This window comes from Paenibacillus sp. FSL P4-0184 (assembly GCF_038004625.1).
In the GTDB taxonomy this organism is placed as follows: domain Bacteria; phylum Bacillota; class Bacilli; order Paenibacillales; family Paenibacillaceae; genus Paenibacillus_AQ.
In genome coordinates, this window is the sequence record NZ_JBBORN010000001.1 from 4,144,955 (window position 1) to 4,162,976 (window position 18,022).

The following is an 18,022-nucleotide window of genomic DNA, read 5'->3' on the forward strand; positions in this document are numbered from 1 at the left end:
TGTATTAGCGTGTATATATGTTTTCCCACGGAGACGTTATATTAAACAAGGATCTAAATGATATTGATAATCAATATCATAATAATATAAAGTCTCAAGGGGGATTTACATTGTACAGAGTAATATCGTTAGGAAAAACAAGCATGATAGCCGTTGTGCTTACGCTGGTGCTAATGTTGAGCGCATGCGGACAAGCTGCTAATCAGGGGAATGCTTCAGCTAACACGTCTGCTGAAGTGGCTAAAAGCACTAATGATCCTGTAGTTGCCAGCACGGAGCCGGCTGCTGATGCAGAGTACTGGACATACGAAAGCGACAAAGGTCCGGTGCAGATCCCACGCAATCCACAAAGAATTGTAATTCCGGTACAAGACTTTATCGGTGATCTTCTGACGCTGGGGGTGACGCCCATTGCCGTAGCTGGGAATGACATCTTGAACCATCCATATTTCAAAGAGGCGCTTACAGGTGTAGAAGTAGTGGGCGATGACATAACGGTGTCCCTGGAGAAAATAACGAGCCTGGAACCGGATTTGATTATCACTTATCAGGAAGATACCTATGAGCAAATCTCCAAGATTGCTCCGACTGTCTTTATTCCTTGGGGCAAATACGACTATAAGGAACGATTGATCGAGATCGGGAAAATCTTGAACAAGGAGCAGCAGGCTGTAAAATGGGTGGCGGATTTCAATCAGAAGCTGGAAGCGAAGAAAGCGGAATTGGCCGATCTGATCGCAGCTGACAAAAAGGTGGCAATCTTTGAAATTGCCGGTAAAGAGCTGTATCTATACGGTTCGTCATATGGGCGTGGTGGAGAGATTATATACAACGGATTGGGGCTGCATGCACCTGATCTTGTCGAAGAGGTAGCCTTTAAGGAAGGCTGGGCTTCCCTTTCTCTCGAAACGCTGCCCGAGTATCTAGGAGAAGCTGATTATATATTCCAAGGCTTCAGCCGTGGTGTGGAGCAGGACAAGCTGGACATTCTGGATAGTGTCTTCTGGCAAAGTCTACCTGCTGTTAAGGCGGGGCATGTGTTCACTTACGATCTCAAAACTTATTATCTCTCTGATGCTTATGCGCTGGACAAGCAGCTGGATGAGATAGTCACGTTGTTGAAGTCTCTACAATAAGTTAAATTTGAAGCGTGAGATAAAACCACTCACAGATAAAACGCCTTTAGATACTTATAAGTTATCTTAGTAGGAATTTTGTACAACAATAAAGGGATGTCCGCTTAGCCGCTATGGCTTCGGACATCCCTTTTCCTCATGCATTATTTATTATTTATTAGCCAATCGGCCAGCTCTTCGGTCTGGGTTAATACCGCGATAGGGTCATAATACCAGGAACGTTCTTCTTTCCAAACATAGAGGTGTCCATTTTTGACTGCAGGAAGGTTGCCCCAAAATGAATCAGCCTTGTAATCAGCTTCTGTAAGGTTATTTGAGGTTAAGATAATATAATCTCCGGCATACTTAGTTAACGCTTCTTTAGATATTTCCGCCCATTGCTTCTCCATAATCTCCGCTGCTACTTCTGTAGGCGGCTTGCGACCAAGCGCTTGATAGATGGGCTGTCCGCCTCGGCCAAAGTTATCGCCATAGACCCAGATGGATTTTCCACCGTCTTCCATGATGGAGAAGGTTGCATCTGCCGGGAGGACCTTGTCCACTTTTGCTTTAGCTTCGGCTATCCGTTTGTCATAATCTGCAAGCCAATTCTTTGCTTCTTGCTCCTTTCCAAGGAGTTCTCCGAAATAGGTTAATTCTGCATGAGCATCTTTTAAATCCCCGTAAGGCACAATGATGGTAGGAGCAATTTTGCTAAGCGTTTCATAGCTTTCTGCTTGTCCCGAAATAATCAAGTCAGGATTTAGTGTGATGATTTTTTCAGGTGACATTTTACCGTACGCTCCTGTGTCTGTAACACCGGTAAGAGCCTCCTTATAATACATATTCTCTAAGGTCAAGCCTGGAGCTCCGATAGGAATGGTATCAAGAGCTATTAGACTTCCCAAGTATTCCTCAGCGACAATTCGTTTAGGATGAACAGGGATTTCAACATCACCTTTTACGGTACTTACTGTCTTGACAGTAGGGGTTTCAGCACTTTCTGCTTCTTGATTAGTTTCGGTTGGTGCTTGTGTTGCTGCTGTTGTATTACTGGTACCACCTGTATTCTCCACCGTAGTATTGGAATTTCCACAAGCTGATAGGACTAGAATTAACGTCAGCATGAAGGGAAATAGAAGCCAATGATTCTGTTTCGAAGTATTCTTTTGTAGATTATGCAATTTGTTGTTCCTCCTATGGTAATTGATTATCATTCTCAATAAGAACTTTACAATCTTCTCTGGTTATTTACTATGGACGAATATGATCTTCGTTTGTGCATATTTATGATGTCATCACACGCAGCAATTCTTTAAGCTGTGCTTGAGAAGACAGCGGATCAAATCCATAGAACATGTCACCCTGGTTCAGGATGTATACCCGATTGTTACGGACTGCATCTAACTGCTTCCAATCACGAGAACGCAGAAGGCGAGAGAGGCGTTTTCTTCCCTCAGAAGATGATGGGATGCTAGTGATAATAATATAGTCTGCAGGATAGGTTCCGATTTCCTCAATAGAAGACACTAGATACCCTGAATCCATTATTCCGTTCTCCATAATGATGGATGGTGGCTTGAATCCAAGATCTCCGTACAAAATCTGACACCCCCTACCGTAACTGCTACTGAAACAATAAGCTGCTCGGGAACTAAGCTCCCAAACGATAGCTGTCCCTCTTTCCGATCCTATCGAATGGTTCAGTTTCTTATTGGCAGCATGGCAGAGCCCATCGTAATGACCTAACCATTCTTCTGCTCGCTGTCGCCGGTTGACTACATCAGCGATCAAACCAAATTGCTCTCGCCAGCTCATTTGCATAAAGGGTAATTCAATGACCGGAGCAACTGGAGTCAGAATCTTATTCTCAGGAATATTGTAGCTGATAATGATATCTGGTTCTGCTAAAGCTATCGAATCAAATAGAAGGGAAGAGTTACCTTCGTTCATCGTAAGTTGTTTGGAGGCTGGCACTTGCTCTAAGCTCCGATGCCAATCCGAATAAACACCGAGTTGAGGCATAATTTCCAGTACCCGTAGGATAGCTGTGTGATTGTAGTTTAAAGCAACAATTTTTTTGTTCTTATTCTGATAGGCTGTAGGTGAAAGACCCACAAGCTGCTTGAATTTACGGCTCAGATAAGTTCCTTCTTCATAACCAACCTCATGCGCCAGAGTTGTTAGATTTGGGGAACTGGTGAGGATTCGTTGCTGTGCTCTGCGGATTCTTAACAGTGTAATATAAGCGCTGAAAGTTTGACCCATAATTTTACGAAAGGTACGTGAGAAGTGTTCAGGGCTTACCCCAGCTAACGTAGCCATCTGCTCCCGAGTAATATCTTCGTTGTAATGAGCTTCTATGTATTCAAACACATTTTCAATCCAGCTTCCTGACGTCTCCTTTTTTGCAGCCAGTTCATGATGAAGATCCACGATGAATTGAGTGAATAATTGCTGGACCTTAAACGGTTTCCGATCATTGGGTTCTATCCAAGCACTGTAAAGCTCACCAGACAGTGCGATCAATTGTGTGGAGGCGTGGTGTAAGGCTGGGCTGCCATTTAGAAAATACTGCTCTTGCCTACGGTTGGGCATACTGGTGTACTCTATCCACATCCCCTGTAACTGTTGCTCAGTCTCTAGCTTCAAATTTGAAGTTGCAGCAAAGGTCATGATGCTTCCGGATTCGAGGCTATGAAGTTCGCCATCTATCTCAAGCTGACCTTTACCTTCCCAGACAAACATAATACAGGAATTCGTAGCTGGGATGTTATCGGTTGCGTAGTGGGAAAGACTTGTTAGGCTACTAATCTTAACAGGCATATAAAAAGGATGGGAATGATGTGGCATCCCGCCGGATTGGATGGGCATGGTAGAAATCGCTCCCTTTTTTCAATGATAATCATTCTCAATTATAGTATACCAGTCTTTCTTTCTATTGACTATAATGGCTCTTATGATAGTGTTTAGAATAATCCGCTAACGAATATTTTTAGGTATGAAAGGAATGGGGATTTCATGACAACTTGGAATTTACAAGGAACCGTAAGTCACTTGTTGATATGTAATGGTAGCAGCTGCAAGAAACACAAAGGTGAAGAGGTAGCTGAAGCGATAGAAGATGAGATTGAAAAGCAAGGTGCACAGAGTCTTATACATACAACGGTAACCCGTTGTAATGGTAGATGTTCAGATTCCTGCATCGTGATCGCGTACCCTGAAGGTGTGTGGTATAAAGAGATCACACCTAAATCAGCGAAATCGCTAGTACGGAAGCATTTACAGGGCGAGAGACTTGAAGATCATCTGCTGTATACATATGATGGTCAGCTGATGGCTGCAAATGACAAGGGGGCTAAAGGGAAGAAGAAAAAATAGCTGTCTACTGATCGAAGCTTCGCAGCTAAGTGAAATCAAAGTAGAAATGATTGAAGTACCGTCAATGCGCTGGCGGTATTTTTTGTCTTTTCAGGAAAGCAACTTCGTTTCTTTTTGTTTAGTAGAGGATTATGATTGAATGAAAGGAAGATCTAGGGGGAATAGACATGTTTAAGAGGTTTACAGTGGATGATCATGCAGAAACGGCGCAGTTGTTTGCGGAATCTTTTTGTGAATTACATGAAGAAATTTTTCATACATATATGATGCTTGCGACTGAAGAATACAGTACTACGATTGCAGAATTCATGGCGTAGCAGATGCCAAAAACCCGGATTCTAACAAAGGATATCAATCGATTGGTTTTGTGGAGGCGGGCAGAATTGCAGATATCAAATTTGACTTGCGCCCCTAACGTTGACTATGCTATTAAAAAGTGAATAAAATAACACTTCATATAAGGTGGCGCATGGGGGAGAGGGTTCGATGGAGAGGCTGCAGGTGTGGCCGGGGAAGTTTAAGAAGTTTTTTCTGAACAATAAATTTGTGGTAACCTTGCTTATTTTATTGTTAACTGGGGTAACTATCCTGGTGTTCTCAAAGATACCGTTTATTTTTACGCCTATATCTGTATTGCTGCACACGGTGGCTGCACCATTGTTACTATCCGGTATCGCTTATTATTTGCTGAATCCGTTAGTAGACCTAATGGGAAAAAGATTCAGGATGAAACGTGTGTATGCAATCATCATTCTTTATCTGTTAATTGCGGGTATAATTACGTTGATTCTGGTGATGGTGATTCCGATTCTTCGAACGCAATTATCTGGTTTGATTGACGATTTTCCAAGGTACAGTGACTTGATCCAGGAACGATTTATGAATCTTACGGGAAGTGAATTCTTTGGTCAAGTTCAAGATAGTATAGGAACCAACCTAAGTGAAATCACTAGTAAAATTACGGCTTGGGGCACTTCTTTTCTGAATAATGCGCTAACAGGTGTAGGGAGCTTCGTCGGAGCCGTTACGGAGATTGTGCTGGCGGTGGTGACGACACCGTTTATTCTATTCTACTTGCTTCGTGATGGAAAAAGATTGCCAGATTACATTTTGAAATTTGTACCTACCGCGCTGCAGCCGCAGACTCGGATGGTAATGTCGGAAATGAACGCCCAGGTATCATCCTATATTCGAGGGCAAATTATAGTAAGCTGCTGCATTGGTGCGCTGCTCTATATTGGCTACTTGATTATTGGTCTGGAGTATTCACTTGTTCTTGCCATTGCTGCTGCATGTACAGCAGTTGTTCCCTATTTGGGTCCGGCAATTGCTATTACACCTGCCTTAATTGTGGCCATGGTCACTTCACCGTTTATGCTGTTGAAGATGATCATCGTTTGGACGGCTGTACAGCTGATTGAAGGAAAGTTTATCTCTCCGCAGATTATGGGCAAGACACTGAAGATTCATCCGATCACGATCATTTTTGTGATTATTTTTGCCGGCAAAATGTTTGGCGTTCTTGGCATTATCCTTGCAGTTCCTGGTTACGCGGTGCTCAAGGTTGTATTTACACATATTTTTCAATGGTTCCGGTTCCAGTCCGGATTGTATAAGCAGATTGAAGAGAATAAGGAATAATGTGGAAGGGTGAAATGTAATGGTAGGACCGATAGCAGTAACCTCTTATGGTAAGCTTCAAGGACGAGAGGAGGATGGCGTGAACGTTTGGCGTGGAATCCCTTTTGCCGCTCCACCAGTTGGAGAGCTTCGATTTCGTGCGCCGCAGCCACCAGAAGCTTGGAGCGGAATTAGAGATGCTTCTGATTTTGGTCCAGTTAGCCATCAGCCAGCGGATACGAGAGGTACGCGTTTCGGTGGCGTAACACCTCGTCATTCTGAAGATTGTTTATATTTAAATGTATGGTCACCTGCATCCCCAGGCGAGGCACTTCCTGTAATGTTCTGGATCCACGGGGGTACATTTGTGACTGGTGCTGGAAGTCAGCCACAATTTGATGGCACTAGCTTCGCGAAGAACGGTAATGTAGTCTTGGTGACGATTAATTATCGACTGGGACCATTAGGTTTTATGCATCTGTCTTCGCTTGGTGATGGATTTGCGTCTAATCAAGGCTTGCTGGATCAAATTGCCGCGCTGGAATGGGTAAAGCTTAATATTGCCGCCTTTGGAGGCGACCCTCAGCGAGTTACGGTATTTGGAGAATCAGCTGGCAGCATGAGTATCGCTGCCCTTCTGGCTATGCCTGCTGCAAAGGGATTATTTGCTGGAGCGATCATGCAAAGTGGGGCTGCTCAAACCTTGCCAAATCAGCAAGGGAAAGATATTGCTGTAGCATTACTTACTGAACTAGGCATTTCTCCTGAAGGAGATACCAGCCTACTTAATACGTTCTCAGTGGAACAAATTATAGAAGCAGCCACAAGAATGACCATTAAATTAACTGGTGGTTCAATAGGCATGTTATTTCAGCCTGTCATTGATGGGGATACGCTTCCTGTAGATCCTGCACAGGCTGTGGCAGAAGGATCGGCCCAGGGGATTCCTTTGTTGATTGGAACCAATCGAGATGAGGGGAATTTGTTTTTCAGGGGAGAAACACCAGGTGCAGACTTTGATGAATCGCTCAAGGCGCTGGAGCAGATGATGGGAACTGGAAGTCTGGCGGAGGTTGCCAGCCACTATTCTTCTACATGGGAAGGACAGGCGGAGATTCTAACGGATCTATATTTCTGGGGAACCTCTATATCCTTAGCTGAGAATCAATTGGCCTATGCGCCTGTTTGGATGTATCGTTTTGATGGGACGGTCCCTGGCCATCCATTGTTAAATAAAGCTGTACATGGTGCGGAAATTGTCTATGCTTTTAACAATTTGTCTCATGTAACTCGCTTGGGTGCGGAAATTACACCGGCGATGCAAAAATTGGCTGAAAGTATGCATACGGCATGGATTGCCTTTGCTCATCGAGGAAACCCAGCTACATCTGAGCTATCATGGCCTGAGTATAATCTGGAAGAACGTCCTACACTGATCTTTGATGAAGAGATGCGAGTAACTCAAGATCCAGATTCAGAGAAACGCAAGAGAATTGTCTCTATTCTGGTTTGAGAAGTCTGAGGAGATGAACGGGGATGAAGGTCCAAGGATTTAATCATGTGACGGTAAATGTGAGTGATTTATCACGTTCATTGAATTTTTATACTGGTATTTTGGGTCTTCAGCTAATACACAAAGGGAATACAGATGCCTATCTGGAATGGGGAAGCGCATGGATTTGCCTCATTGAAAAGCCAGAATACACTGAATTAATGGGCAGTGTAATTGGTATAGACCACATTGCCTTTAGTATAGCGAAAGAACATTTCGAGGAGGCTGTACAGGTACTCCGTACCCACGAAGTACGAATCATTAGAGGACCTGTTAAAAGGGGAGTAGGCTGGACCGTCAACTTTCTCGATCCAGATGGGATTCAGTTAGAGCTACACACCTCTAATCTAAGAGAACGAATGAGTATTTGGAATAACAAACAAGAATAAAATAGAAAGGGGAGCTTCTTAGCCAATTGGCTAAGAAGCTCCCCTTTTTTCTATCGACCTAAATATTCCTTAATCCCTAGAACTACTGCTTCGGCTATCCTATTCTGTACATCCACCGTGAAGAGTAATGCTTCGTCCTTGGTATTACTTAAGTAACCACATTCTAATAAAATAGCTGGCATTTTAGTTTCTCTTGTTACATGATAATTTGCTTGACGAACCCCTCGATCCTGAAGACCTGTAGCAACAGTAAGATATTTATGAACGGTTTGCGCGAATAATAAACTATCTTTACGTGTGTAATAGGTCTCTGTACCACTAGGATTGCTCTTACTGCCCACTGGGATACTATTGGCATGGACAGAGATAAACAAATCTGCTTTTACCTTATTGGCGAGGTTGGATCTGTCCTGCAGGGTCGGGTATGTATCATCACTTCGAGTGAGCACAACCTCAATATTTGGCTCTTTCTTTAGTAATTCTGCAATTTTTAGTGCTGTTGGCAAGGTGAAATCTTTCTCTTTGCGGTTACTTCCAGTGCCAGGATCTTTCCCACCATGTCCTGCATCAATAACGATTATCTTCTTGTCTGTGTTGCCAGTAGAAGGTGGAGGCGTTGTGACCGGTACTTCAGGTACAGTGGTTGCAGGAGGCGCTGTGCTTGTCCCATTTAGATCCACTATAATAAGTCCATCGTTAGCATTCGTTACACTGTAGTTATTCGCACTGTTCAGATCAATCACGATCCGGATCGTAGAGGGAGAACTACTGAATAATGAATAACGAATGGTTGAGACGTTAGGATATTCAGTAATCGTCAACTGCCCACTTTGGTTTTTTCCGACAGAAAGGTTCTGATGAAAGCTGTCGCCAAAGCTGGTATTCGGTAAATCTACGACAATTCGGTCTTTATCTGTCATTGTGAATACATTTGGTGTTACACTGCCGTTCATCGCGATGATGAGCTTGTTATCGATGAAGCTAAGATTTGTGACTGCTGCCGTCGAGGTGTTTCCATCAGTTGTTGTGTTACCATTCGATCCATTATCAGAGGGTGCGGTTACAGATGTGTCTGGAACTGTAATTTCTGGTTCGCTTCCGCCAATCTCTGGTACTGGAGAAGTTAAGTATACCGTTTTGGTCACATTATCCCAACCGACAGTAGTTCCTGTCTGTTCACCAACAAATCTTAAAGGAACTAGGGTCGTGTTGCCACTGAGAAAAGGAGGGTTGTCCAGTTTTACCTGTTTCCCCGAAGCCTCTGCCATCGCATTATTCACGATAAGCTTTAATGTCGTTCCCTTTTGCTCAATGGTTGCAGTCTTGGTCACATTATCCCATTTCACGGTATAACCAAGCTGCTCCGTAACGAGGCGAAGTGGAACCATCACGCTTCCATTTACAATTTGGACTTGTGCTTCTTTTGAAATCTTAAGATCATTGCCGTCTAGATTGATGTGTGTCTCTGCAGAGCCGGCATAACCAGTTCCTGGATGAACCAGCACCAACAAAAGCAGCAGTAACGCCAAAAAACCAAACTTCTTCATCTGCAATCCCTACCATCCCCGTTTCTTGGTTTCTAGCAATTCTTACTTTTTCTTCCTATGATGCAGTTTCGGGCTTATATAAATCTTAAACGACAATAGTTTCCAAAAGTTGCGCTCTTTTAGAGTGAAAAAGGAAAAATTTCGGTAGAAAAAGCGAAAAGAGAGCTAACTCAAACATTTGGGTTAGCTCTCTTTTCGTAACAATATTTTATTGCAAAGAAGTATAACCCGTTTTTTCTACCAATTCCTGACCTTGAGCAGATTGCATCCAATCTAGAAAGGGCTGAATATTGGGGTTGTCACTTCCAGCAGTCACAGCATAAAATTCTGTAGCCAAAGGGTACTGTCCACTGCGAATACTCTCTTTGTCGGGCTTAACACCATCGATGGCGAGTAGTGCAATTTCCCCACTTTGATTCATTTCTGAGGCGTAAAATAAAAAGCTGTACCCGAGTGCATTTTTATAATTGCGATAACTGGAGGTTTGTTTAATAATTCCGCTCATAATATCCGCCACGTCTTCCTTAGGAGGTGTCATGAGTGTAGTGTCTCCCATAAACTTTTGCAGCATCGTCTGGCTCCCACTATCCTCTGGGCGTTGAAAAGCGCGAATACGGTTATTAGCTCCGCCTACATCTTTCCAATTGGTGATCATGCCTGCGTAGATATCTTTAAGCTGGGCGGTGGAAAGTCCAGTTACTTCGTTTCGTTTATTCACAAAAAATACGAAAGCCTCGCGGCCGATGGGTGTGAGCTTCAGCTCGACGCCTTTTCGCTTCGCATGTTTCTGTTGGGCAAGAGAAGGAGCAGCGACAAAGATAATATCAGTTTCACCTTCAATTAGTCTTTTGTAAGCTTCCGGTGTGCTACTGCAAATCACTTGACTTGTTTGAAAATCATATGGATTATAACTGGCCGCAGGATAAGCAGATTGCACGAAAGCTGAATACAGTGGGTATAGTGCGGTTGCGCCATCCAATTTTGGTAAGTTGTTATCGATATGATATGAAGAAGGTTTATCCAAATTCACTGCTTTGGTATTCTCAGCAAAAGGTTCGTATTGTACCAAATTAACTTCCCGATCATCAACCGTGGCAATGCTGTTGATATATGCTTGTTTGATCTCATATCCTGCGGTTACGAGCACACTAAGTCCGAGGATGGATAGCAATATAATATTGCTTGTTTTTCGGGACAATACATTAAATATAAGGAGTACAACATAAATAGCTATTACAACAGATAAAATCGCCACAAGTGGAGTATAAAACATTAGTCCCCCGTAAAGCGCGATAATTATCGAACCTATGAATCCTAAAAAAGCTATGACTCCGACAGCAAAAAAGGAGAACAATAACTTCGTCCAAAATGACTCCTTCATCCAAAATGATTCTTTCATAACAACCTCCTTAGAAAAATTCCTAAACTATGGAAAAATAAACATAATTTCATTATACAGATTTTTTTGGATGAGACAGTAGAACAATAACGAAAAAATATGTAAGAAAAGCTGTGATACATGAAAATTTTATGTATATTTTCATAAAGTACTGGACGAATGGCAAGAAGAGGTTTATTCTGAGATTGTGAAAAAAACAACGGAATACAAGATTCTCGGGGTAGGGTGAAATTCCCAACCGGCGGTAATGTTCAAAGCGAACTGAGCCCGCGACTCACTTGTTCTGCTTGCAGAGAAGTGACTGATCTGGTGTGAATCCAGAGCCGACGGTAAAGTCCGGATGGGAGAGGATCATAAGATAAAGGCGCTAGGAGTCTATCCTGTACGTCTTTATTGATAATGCCCCCGAGTCGACCTTTTATGGTGATTCGGGGGTTTTTGGTCTCTTATCGAGGGTTTGTATCGACAAGGAGAATGGAATTATGAGTAATGTAACAGCTTCATCATCAGCTAATAAGGTAAGCAGCACGTCGCCGTTACGCAGTGGGTTTTGGCTCGTTGTGTTCGGTGCAGCACTATGGGGCGTTGATCCGCTCTTTCGTATTATCCTCTTAAAATCTTTGACCTCATCGCAAATTGTTCTTTTGGAGCATGTGGTGCTTTTCTTGGCTGCTTCCCCTGTTCTTTGGCGTCACCGGGCGGAGCTAAAAGGTATTGGATTTCGCCAGATTGGAGCTTTGCTAATTGTTTCCTGGGGAGGTTCTGCCGGGGCGACAATTCTATTTACGATGGCACTCTCCAGTGGGGATTTAAATGCTGTGCTGTTGCTGCAAAAGCTTCAGCCGATATTCGCTATCGGTCTTGCAGCCTTAATTCTTAAAGAACGTCTGCCTAAAAATTTCGGAATCCTCATTTTTGTGGCACTGGTAGGAACCTATCTGCTGACCTTTGGCTGGAGTATTCCATTCGGACATGTGAACAACTTTATCGGTGTTAGCAGTCTGATGGCCTTAGGAGCGGCCGCATTGTGGGGTGGCTCAACAGTAATGGGACGTTATCTGCTTGGGTCTATGAAATATGAGACCGTGACTTCCCTAAGATTTATATTGGCGCTGCCGTTGCTTTTCGTTATCACCACATTAGAAGGTGCTCCTTGGCAGATTAATGGTGGATTTGGTGCATCTGCTGCCATAGCCATTAATTTGTTGCTGCAGGCTCTGCTGCCAGGACTACTCAGTATGCTGATGTATTACAAAGGACTAAGCACTACCAAAGCTTCCTTTGCTACATTGGCTGAACTAAGCTTTCCTATGACGGGAGTAATTATTAACTGGATCGTATTCCAGCAGCTCGTCACCCTACCGCAAATTATAGGGTTCGCGTTGATCTGGACCGCTTTATTTTTCATATCGAGTCAACAATCTAAAGCACAAACGCTCTGAACAGACACTGATTGTATAGATTGAACTAAATAAAGTATAAAGGGATGACTGGAATGCCTAGAGGCTTTCGGATCATCCCTTTTTGTATGTCTCTACAATACATTAGACTGCAAAAACTGCAGAAATGTTTCGTACGTAGCATATAGCGTGATAATTTAAGCCTTTACAATAGAGAGGACGATAACAGTGCTTGAACAAGCTATCACCTGTCTACCTCATTTTGCAGGCAGAAATTATCTATGCGTTAATGAAGATTATTTGTACAATAGAGGCTATGACATTTGAGTCGGAGTGTGAAGGAAAGTGTATAGATATAATTTATTTACCAAAATCGTAAGTATCATGGTCATCATGCTGATTCCTATTACGATCCTCTATTTCTATTCCAATAAGACGACCACGGATGTGCTACGTACGGAGTTAAATACTTCGAACAGCAATCAGCTCAGTTTTTTTCAGAATCAAGTAGAGAGCAATATGGAGCTGTTGTCCTCCTGGCCGATACTGCTCATTCATGATCCTGATATTTTGAGCTTGAAGGATACTTATTTGAAGGGAACACATTTGAACCTGGATGCGATTAACCTGATTAAGCGGATTCAGACCAAAATCAGTATTCAGGAAAGCTCCTTCAACTGGAAGAGTAAGTTGTACCTCTATTCACCGTCCATCCACCGAATGGTGTCAGAGAATGATGCTATACCGTATTCGGATGAGGATTTGAAGCGGGAAGTTAAGTCAGGCTGGCATGTAGAAAAGATCGTTGAGCAAGATGGCGACCATTTTGTGTTCTCTTGGTTTTCTTTTACCCCCTTCATGTCAGAGTTCACTCCTGAAAAGGTCAATACGATTATGAAAGTGGAGTTTGACAGCCGAAACATTGAAGATATGCTGGATAAATTCAAAAGTGATGGCAGGAGAGATCCTTTTTATTATAAACAGGGTACTGGACTTATCTTTAACCGTAGTGCTGACAAGCAGCTAGCTAATGAATTGGTAAAAAGGCTGGAGCAAGAGCAGCTGAAGCAAAGTGAAAATCGTACAGTGAACATTAATGGTGAGTCCTACAGTGTAAACATAGTCTATTCGGATAAAATGGGCTGGTATTTGATCGACTATATGCCGCTGTCAGAAATACTGCATCCGATCCAAACCTCCAATCGCTTATTTTATTTTGCTATTGGTGCATTGTTATTAATGAGCTGTCTCGTAGCCTATCTACTATATGTTCAGGTGCAGGTGCCTGTTAGATTATTGGTTGGAGGCTTCCAGAGGTTGAAGCAAGGAGACTACTCTGCACGGGTGGAGATCAAAGGTAAGAATGAGTTCAGCTTCCTGTCCGGAAGGTTTAATAGCATGGTGGAACAGATTCAGAAGCTGATTGAGAATGTGTTAATGGAAAAAATCCATGTTCGAGAAGCTAGATTAAAGCAGCTTCAATCCCAGATCAATCCGCATTTCTTCTATAATTGCTTCTCGTTTATTACGAGTATGGCGAAGCTCGATAATATGGGTGCTGTCGTCGGTATGTCGCATAATCTATCCCGGTATTACAGATATACGACCCGCCAAGAACGCGATCTTGTCGCTTTATCTGAAGAAACGGAATTTGTGACTCACTATCTGGAGATCCAAAAAATGAGGATGAGCAGACTTCAATATGAAGTTCTTATCCCGCCGCAAATGCGGAAAAGAGATCTTCCTCCGTTGGTTCTTCAGCCTTTGGTCGAGAATGCGGTTATCCATGGGATTGAGCCTGTTTCTAAAGAGGGGCTGGTGCGAATTACGGGCACATGTAACGGAAGAGTTATGACATTAACGGTTGAGGATGACGGAAAAGGCATGACCCCGGAGGAAATTATCGTATTGGAAAATAAGCTAGGCAAAGCGATGGATGAAGAAATGGGCTGCGGGCTTTGGAATGTGCATCAGAGAATGCGGCTGCGTTTTGGTGAGGATGCAGGATTGACGATTGCACCATCATCACTCGGAGGATTGCAGGTTAAACTTCAGTGGTTGTTACCGCTAACTGACAATAATATGGATGACATCTAGGAGGGAATATGATGATAGAGATATTGTTAGTCGATGATGAGCCTTATGTAACAGAAAGTCTGGCCCGCACGATTCCGTGGGACGAGATTGGCGTAAAGCAAGTGCATCAGGCGGCATCGGGTGCCGAGGCTCTGGAAATATTGGAACAGCAGGACATAGATATCATGGTTACTGATATTTCGATGCCTGGAATGTCCGGTTTGCAATTAATTGAAACGGTGAGCGAGAGATGGCCGGATATCCGGTCCATTCTGCTGACAGGTTATTCTGATTTTCAGTACGCTAAGAAGGCGATTCAGCTACAGGCTTTTGATTATATTTTGAAGCCAGTAAGTGATGAGGAATTTATCAATAGTATCTCCGGAGCGATAGAGTCTCTAAAAGACGAATGGGAAGCACATGATAAATATCATTTACTACTCTATAATCGCAAAGCCGATTACAGTGTTTTACGGGCCAACTTGATGCATGAGTTACTACTTGGTAGAGTGCTGTCTGAGCGGACACTTGCATTAAAGCTTAAGGAATATGAAATCTCTTTCGAATCAGATGTTGAAGCGGCGATGTTATTGATTCAGCTGGGTAAACATTATGCCGCAATGGATCATCATTCGGTTTCCCTAATGGAATATGCCATCGGCAATATTGCCGAGGAGCTCTTTAAGGAGCAGTTCCATGTCTGGTTTTGCAAAGCACCCCATGATTGTTTAATTTTGCTTGTGGAACTGAAGCCGGTCATTCAGCGAGAGTTAGAGAAGTCGAATAATTACGATGCTGCGAGACAACAAATCCTTAAGTCAGCCATTGCTAACTTCAGAATTAGTGTGAGTAACTACCTGAAGGGTGAGATATCTCTTATCGTAACGGAGTGGTTTGCTTTTCCCGAAGGGATGACGGCTGCCTATCGAAGTGGCTTAAGTTCAATGTATTTGACAACACATAATGAAACAGGCTCGGTACTTTATCTGGGGGATCGTCATCTTCAGGAGATGATGAGCATCAAATCACTCGAAAGCCTTTATCGTCCGCCAACGCTCATTCATTTGCTGGAATCTAAGCAATGGGATACAGCCCGCCAGAAGATAGCTGATGTGTTCCGAGATATGGAGAATGCACGCTTTTCAAGTGAGCATCTGTATGAAGTCTTTCTGTCCATTACTAATGCATTCATGTACATTGCCCACAAAGGGGGGCAGTTCATCTCACAAATCGACCAATATGCGTTCGATCCGATGTTGACTCAGAGCATCATTGTTTCTTTTGACAAACTGAAGGACTGGGCGTTCGATATGCTAAACAAGCTTCAGAAGGAACTCTCAGAAAGTGATCAGAACACGAAAAGTTATATTATTAAGCAGGTACATGAGCTGGTAGGGAACCATTCTGGGCATGATCTGTCGGTCAAGACGATAGCGGATCATGTGTATCTGCACCCCGTATACTTATCTAAAATATATAAGGCAGAGACAGGAGAAGGGCTCGGAGACTATATTATCCGCATGCGGATGGAACGTGCACTTTATTTACTTAAGAATACGAATAAAAAAATCTATGAAATCACTACCGAACTCGGATATCAGAATCCGCAATATTTCAGCAAAATGTTCAAAAAGCATTACAATATGACACCAAATGAATTTCGTGACGGATAGAGAGGTTGAGAAAGGTGCAGAAACCTTGTTTAAATGACGTATTCGACATCATCTTCGTTCCCTATAATTAAGTTATAACCAACACTTAAGGAATCTAAGGGGGAACAAAATGAGCGCGATGAAGAGAAAAAAATGGCTTCCGCTCCTGTGTATGAGTATGCTTTTGGTAGGTAGTCTCGCAGGTTGTTCGGGCAATAATGCCGCTGATGGAAAGAATACAGCCGGTGATACGACTACCAATACAACATCTAATTCTGAAAACGCCTACAAGGATAAATATGATCCTGAGGTAACCATTACAACGGTATGGGGTGTTGACCCTGAGCTTAAATTCAAGAATGGGGAAAGCATTGAGAATAACGTTGCTACGAAGTGGACAAAAGAAAAGTTCGGCATCAATATTAAATCACTTTGGTCCATCACAGATACGAATGGTGCTTTTGGAACCAAACTGCGCCTGTCGATGTCATCTGGTCAGGAAATGCCCGATGTTGTAACGATCGGTACGGGTGATAGCACGATTGCTCAGGATTTAATCGATTCCGGTATGTATGCTGAAGTGGGAACACTATTTGATAAATACGCTTCAGCTACTTGGAAAGAAGCCATGGCACAGGATCCGAACGTATGGAACCAATACAGCCGTGATGGCAAAAGAATGGGTCTGCCTGTACTCGATTACGCGTACAATCATGATTACATTCTTTGGATCCGCCAAGATTGGTTGGACAAGCTAAATATGCAAGCACCTAAAACGATAGATGAGCTAGAAAAAGTTATGGATGCATTCAAGAATCAGAACCCTGATGGCTTGGCACCAGACAAGGTAACTCCGCTTAGTATCGGCTTTAAGACATCGATGAACACTTGGATGGGCGATCCTTCTTGGATCTTCGGTGCTTATGGTACGCTTCCGCAGCAATGGAATCTTGATGCTGATGGTAAATTGGAATACGGCTCTGTAAATGCAGGTATGAAGCAAGGGCTGGAAAAAATGAAGGAATGGCTCGCAAAAGGTTACATTCCTCAAGAAGCAGCGCTTTGGGATGAGAACAAAACAGCTGAGCCAGCAGTGGCGGGTACAGCAGGTATTCTCCCAGGACCTTACTGGATGAGCGGTTGGCCGCTTCAAGATACTGTGAAGAATGCTCCGGATGCTGTATGGGCTCCAATTGAAATTCCAGCGGGACCAGATGGTAAAGTTATGCGTCATGGAACACAGTTCACCAACGGTGTAACTCTGATTAGCACTAAGATGAAAAATCCAGAAGCATTCTTCACCTATCAAAACTATCTGTTCGATAACTTCGCTGATCCAAAGCCGGGTAGCGAGCTGGATAATGGCCTCTTCGCAGGATATGACTATGAACTAGATGCAAACGGTAAGATGATTGAAAATGATAAAATTGCTGGTGGTTATGTGAACAGCGTTCGTTATATGCTGGTTCGTGACGGTGCCCGGATTCCGGATGCCCAAATGAAAGCTCTTCTTAATCTTGCAGATGGTGCTGAACCAACCACTCGTTTAGAGAAGGATGTAGCTGTGAACTATGGTAAGGATACCCCTGCAGCTGCAAAGGTTCTGCTGGCACAAGAGGATAAATCCTTCAAAAATATGTTCACCGGTCCTACTACTGAAACTATGAAATCGAAGATGGATTATCTGAACAAAATCGAGAACCAAACGTTTAATGAGATCATCTATGGCAACAAGCCACTAGAAGCTTTCGATACCTTCGTAGCGACCTGGAAATCAGGCGGCGGCGACCAAATCACTAAAGAAGTAAATGAATGGTATGACAGCGTAAAATAATGCTCTGTTAAGGGTATAAGTAGCACAATTAGGGACTGTTTCCTCAGCTGTTTATTT

Annotated in this window: 14 protein-coding genes and 1 riboswitch; of the genes, 10 read left to right on the forward strand and 4 right to left on the reverse strand. The window is 43.1% G+C overall.

Features of this window, described 5'->3' with window-relative positions:
- The first annotated feature begins 110 nt into the window (after positions 1 to 110).
- Positions 111 to 1,136: an iron-hydroxamate ABC transporter substrate-binding protein gene (locus MKY52_RS18110; RefSeq protein ID WP_341052657.1), complete on the forward strand. Its 1,026-nt coding sequence runs from the start codon at positions 111 to 113 to the stop codon at positions 1,134 to 1,136.
- 143 nt (positions 1,137 to 1,279) lie between these two features.
- Here the strand turns inward: MKY52_RS18110 and MKY52_RS18115 are convergent, their stop codons facing one another.
- Together MKY52_RS18115 and MKY52_RS18120 are read right to left on the reverse strand one after the other, a co-directional pair.
- Positions 1,280 to 2,299, reverse strand: a complete 1,020-nt coding sequence (locus MKY52_RS18115) for an ABC transporter substrate-binding protein (protein WP_341052660.1) — start codon at positions 2,297 to 2,299, stop codon at positions 1,280 to 1,282.
- Between the two features lie 103 nt (positions 2,300 to 2,402).
- Entirely contained in the window at positions 2,403 to 3,989 is a 1,587-nt protein-coding gene (locus tag MKY52_RS18120; RefSeq protein ID WP_341052662.1) for an ABC transporter substrate-binding protein, read from the reverse strand.
- 147 nt (positions 3,990 to 4,136) lie between these two features.
- On the opposite strand from MKY52_RS18120, the gene MKY52_RS18125 reads away from it, so the two are divergent.
- From MKY52_RS18125 to MKY52_RS18145, 5 genes are all read left to right on the forward strand, one after another.
- On the forward strand, positions 4,137 to 4,496 hold the full coding sequence (locus tag MKY52_RS18125; RefSeq protein WP_341052665.1) for a (2Fe-2S) ferredoxin domain-containing protein: 360 nt from the start codon (positions 4,137 to 4,139) through the stop codon (positions 4,494 to 4,496).
- 167 nt (positions 4,497 to 4,663) lie between these two features.
- Complete coding sequence (locus MKY52_RS18130; RefSeq protein WP_341052667.1) at positions 4,664 to 4,813, forward strand: hypothetical protein; 150 nt, start codon at positions 4,664 to 4,666, stop codon at positions 4,811 to 4,813.
- A 169-nt stretch (positions 4,814 to 4,982) separates the two neighbouring features.
- A complete protein-coding gene (locus tag MKY52_RS18135; RefSeq protein ID WP_042190319.1) occupies positions 4,983 to 6,137 on the forward strand; it encodes an AI-2E family transporter in 1,155 nt (384 codons plus the stop codon).
- A 19-nt stretch (positions 6,138 to 6,156) separates the two neighbouring features.
- Positions 6,157 to 7,629 carry a carboxylesterase/lipase family protein gene (locus MKY52_RS18140; protein ID WP_341052670.1) on the forward strand — a complete coding sequence of 491 codons (1,473 nt, stop codon included), beginning with the start codon at positions 6,157 to 6,159 and terminating at the stop codon, positions 7,627 to 7,629.
- A gap of 23 nt (positions 7,630 to 7,652) precedes the next feature.
- Positions 7,653 to 8,057 (forward strand): VOC family protein, encoded by a 405-nt coding sequence (locus MKY52_RS18145; protein ID WP_341052673.1) that lies wholly within the window; start codon positions 7,653 to 7,655, stop codon positions 8,055 to 8,057.
- 50 nt (positions 8,058 to 8,107) lie between these two features.
- On the opposite strand, the gene MKY52_RS18150 is transcribed toward MKY52_RS18145, so the two are convergent.
- Positions 8,108 to 9,604: an N-acetylmuramoyl-L-alanine amidase family protein gene (locus MKY52_RS18150; protein ID WP_341053453.1), complete on the reverse strand. Its 1,497-nt coding sequence runs from the start codon at positions 9,602 to 9,604 to the stop codon at positions 8,108 to 8,110.
- 208 nt (positions 9,605 to 9,812) lie between these two features.
- Positions 9,813 to 11,003: a PstS family phosphate ABC transporter substrate-binding protein gene (locus MKY52_RS18155; protein WP_341052674.1), complete on the reverse strand. Its 1,191-nt coding sequence runs from the start codon at positions 11,001 to 11,003 to the stop codon at positions 9,813 to 9,815.
- A gap of 207 nt (positions 11,004 to 11,210) precedes the next feature.
- Positions 11,211 to 11,359: riboswitch (FMN riboswitch) on the forward strand.
- A 126-nt stretch (positions 11,360 to 11,485) separates the two neighbouring features.
- Here MKY52_RS18155 and MKY52_RS18160 point away from each other — a divergent pair.
- The 4 genes from MKY52_RS18160 to MKY52_RS18175 all read left to right on the forward strand — a co-directional run bounded on the left by MKY52_RS18160 (position 11,486) and on the right by MKY52_RS18175 (position 17,965).
- The gene (locus MKY52_RS18160) at positions 11,486 to 12,445 is read left to right on the forward strand and encodes a DMT family transporter (RefSeq protein ID WP_076284531.1); all 960 of its coding nucleotides are present in this window, start codon (positions 11,486 to 11,488) and stop codon (positions 12,443 to 12,445) included.
- A 303-nt stretch (positions 12,446 to 12,748) separates the two neighbouring features.
- Complete coding sequence (locus MKY52_RS18165; RefSeq protein WP_341052675.1) at positions 12,749 to 14,500, forward strand: sensor histidine kinase; 1,752 nt, start codon at positions 12,749 to 12,751, stop codon at positions 14,498 to 14,500.
- A gap of 11 nt (positions 14,501 to 14,511) precedes the next feature.
- Positions 14,512 to 16,152, forward strand: a complete 1,641-nt coding sequence (locus MKY52_RS18170; RefSeq protein WP_149647061.1) for a response regulator transcription factor — start codon at positions 14,512 to 14,514, stop codon at positions 16,150 to 16,152.
- Positions 16,153 to 16,261: 109 nt separating this feature from the next.
- Positions 16,262 to 17,965 (forward strand): sugar ABC transporter, encoded by a 1,704-nt coding sequence (locus MKY52_RS18175; protein WP_339266231.1) that lies wholly within the window; start codon positions 16,262 to 16,264, stop codon positions 17,963 to 17,965.
- Positions 17,966 to 18,022 lie beyond the last annotated feature (57 nt).

Coding starts and splice junctions, on each gene's coding strand:
- MKY52_RS18120 (WP_341052662.1), bottom strand. CDS start 3,989: ATGCCCATCCAATCCGGCGGGATGCCACATCATTCCCATCCTTTTTAT.
- MKY52_RS18125 (WP_341052665.1), top strand. CDS start 4,137: ATGACAACTTGGAATTTACAAGGAACCGTAAGTCACTTGTTGATATGT.
- MKY52_RS18130 (WP_341052667.1), top strand. CDS start 4,664: ATGTTTAAGAGGTTTACAGTGGATGATCATGCAGAAACGGCGCAGTTG.
- MKY52_RS18135 (WP_042190319.1), top strand. CDS start 4,983: ATGGAGAGGCTGCAGGTGTGGCCGGGGAAGTTTAAGAAGTTTTTTCTG.
- MKY52_RS18140 (WP_341052670.1), top strand. CDS start 6,157: ATGGTAGGACCGATAGCAGTAACCTCTTATGGTAAGCTTCAAGGACGA.
- MKY52_RS18145 (WP_341052673.1), top strand. CDS start 7,653: ATGAAGGTCCAAGGATTTAATCATGTGACGGTAAATGTGAGTGATTTA.
- MKY52_RS18150 (WP_341053453.1), bottom strand. CDS start 9,604: ATGAAGAAGTTTGGTTTTTTGGCGTTACTGCTGCTTTTGTTGGTGCTG.
- MKY52_RS18155 (WP_341052674.1), bottom strand. CDS start 11,003: ATGAAAGAATCATTTTGGATGAAGGAGTCATTTTGGACGAAGTTATTG.
- MKY52_RS18160 (WP_076284531.1), top strand. CDS start 11,486: ATGAGTAATGTAACAGCTTCATCATCAGCTAATAAGGTAAGCAGCACG.
- MKY52_RS18170 (WP_149647061.1), top strand. CDS start 14,512: ATGATAGAGATATTGTTAGTCGATGATGAGCCTTATGTAACAGAAAGT.
- MKY52_RS18175 (WP_339266231.1), top strand. CDS start 16,262: ATGAGCGCGATGAAGAGAAAAAAATGGCTTCCGCTCCTGTGTATGAGT.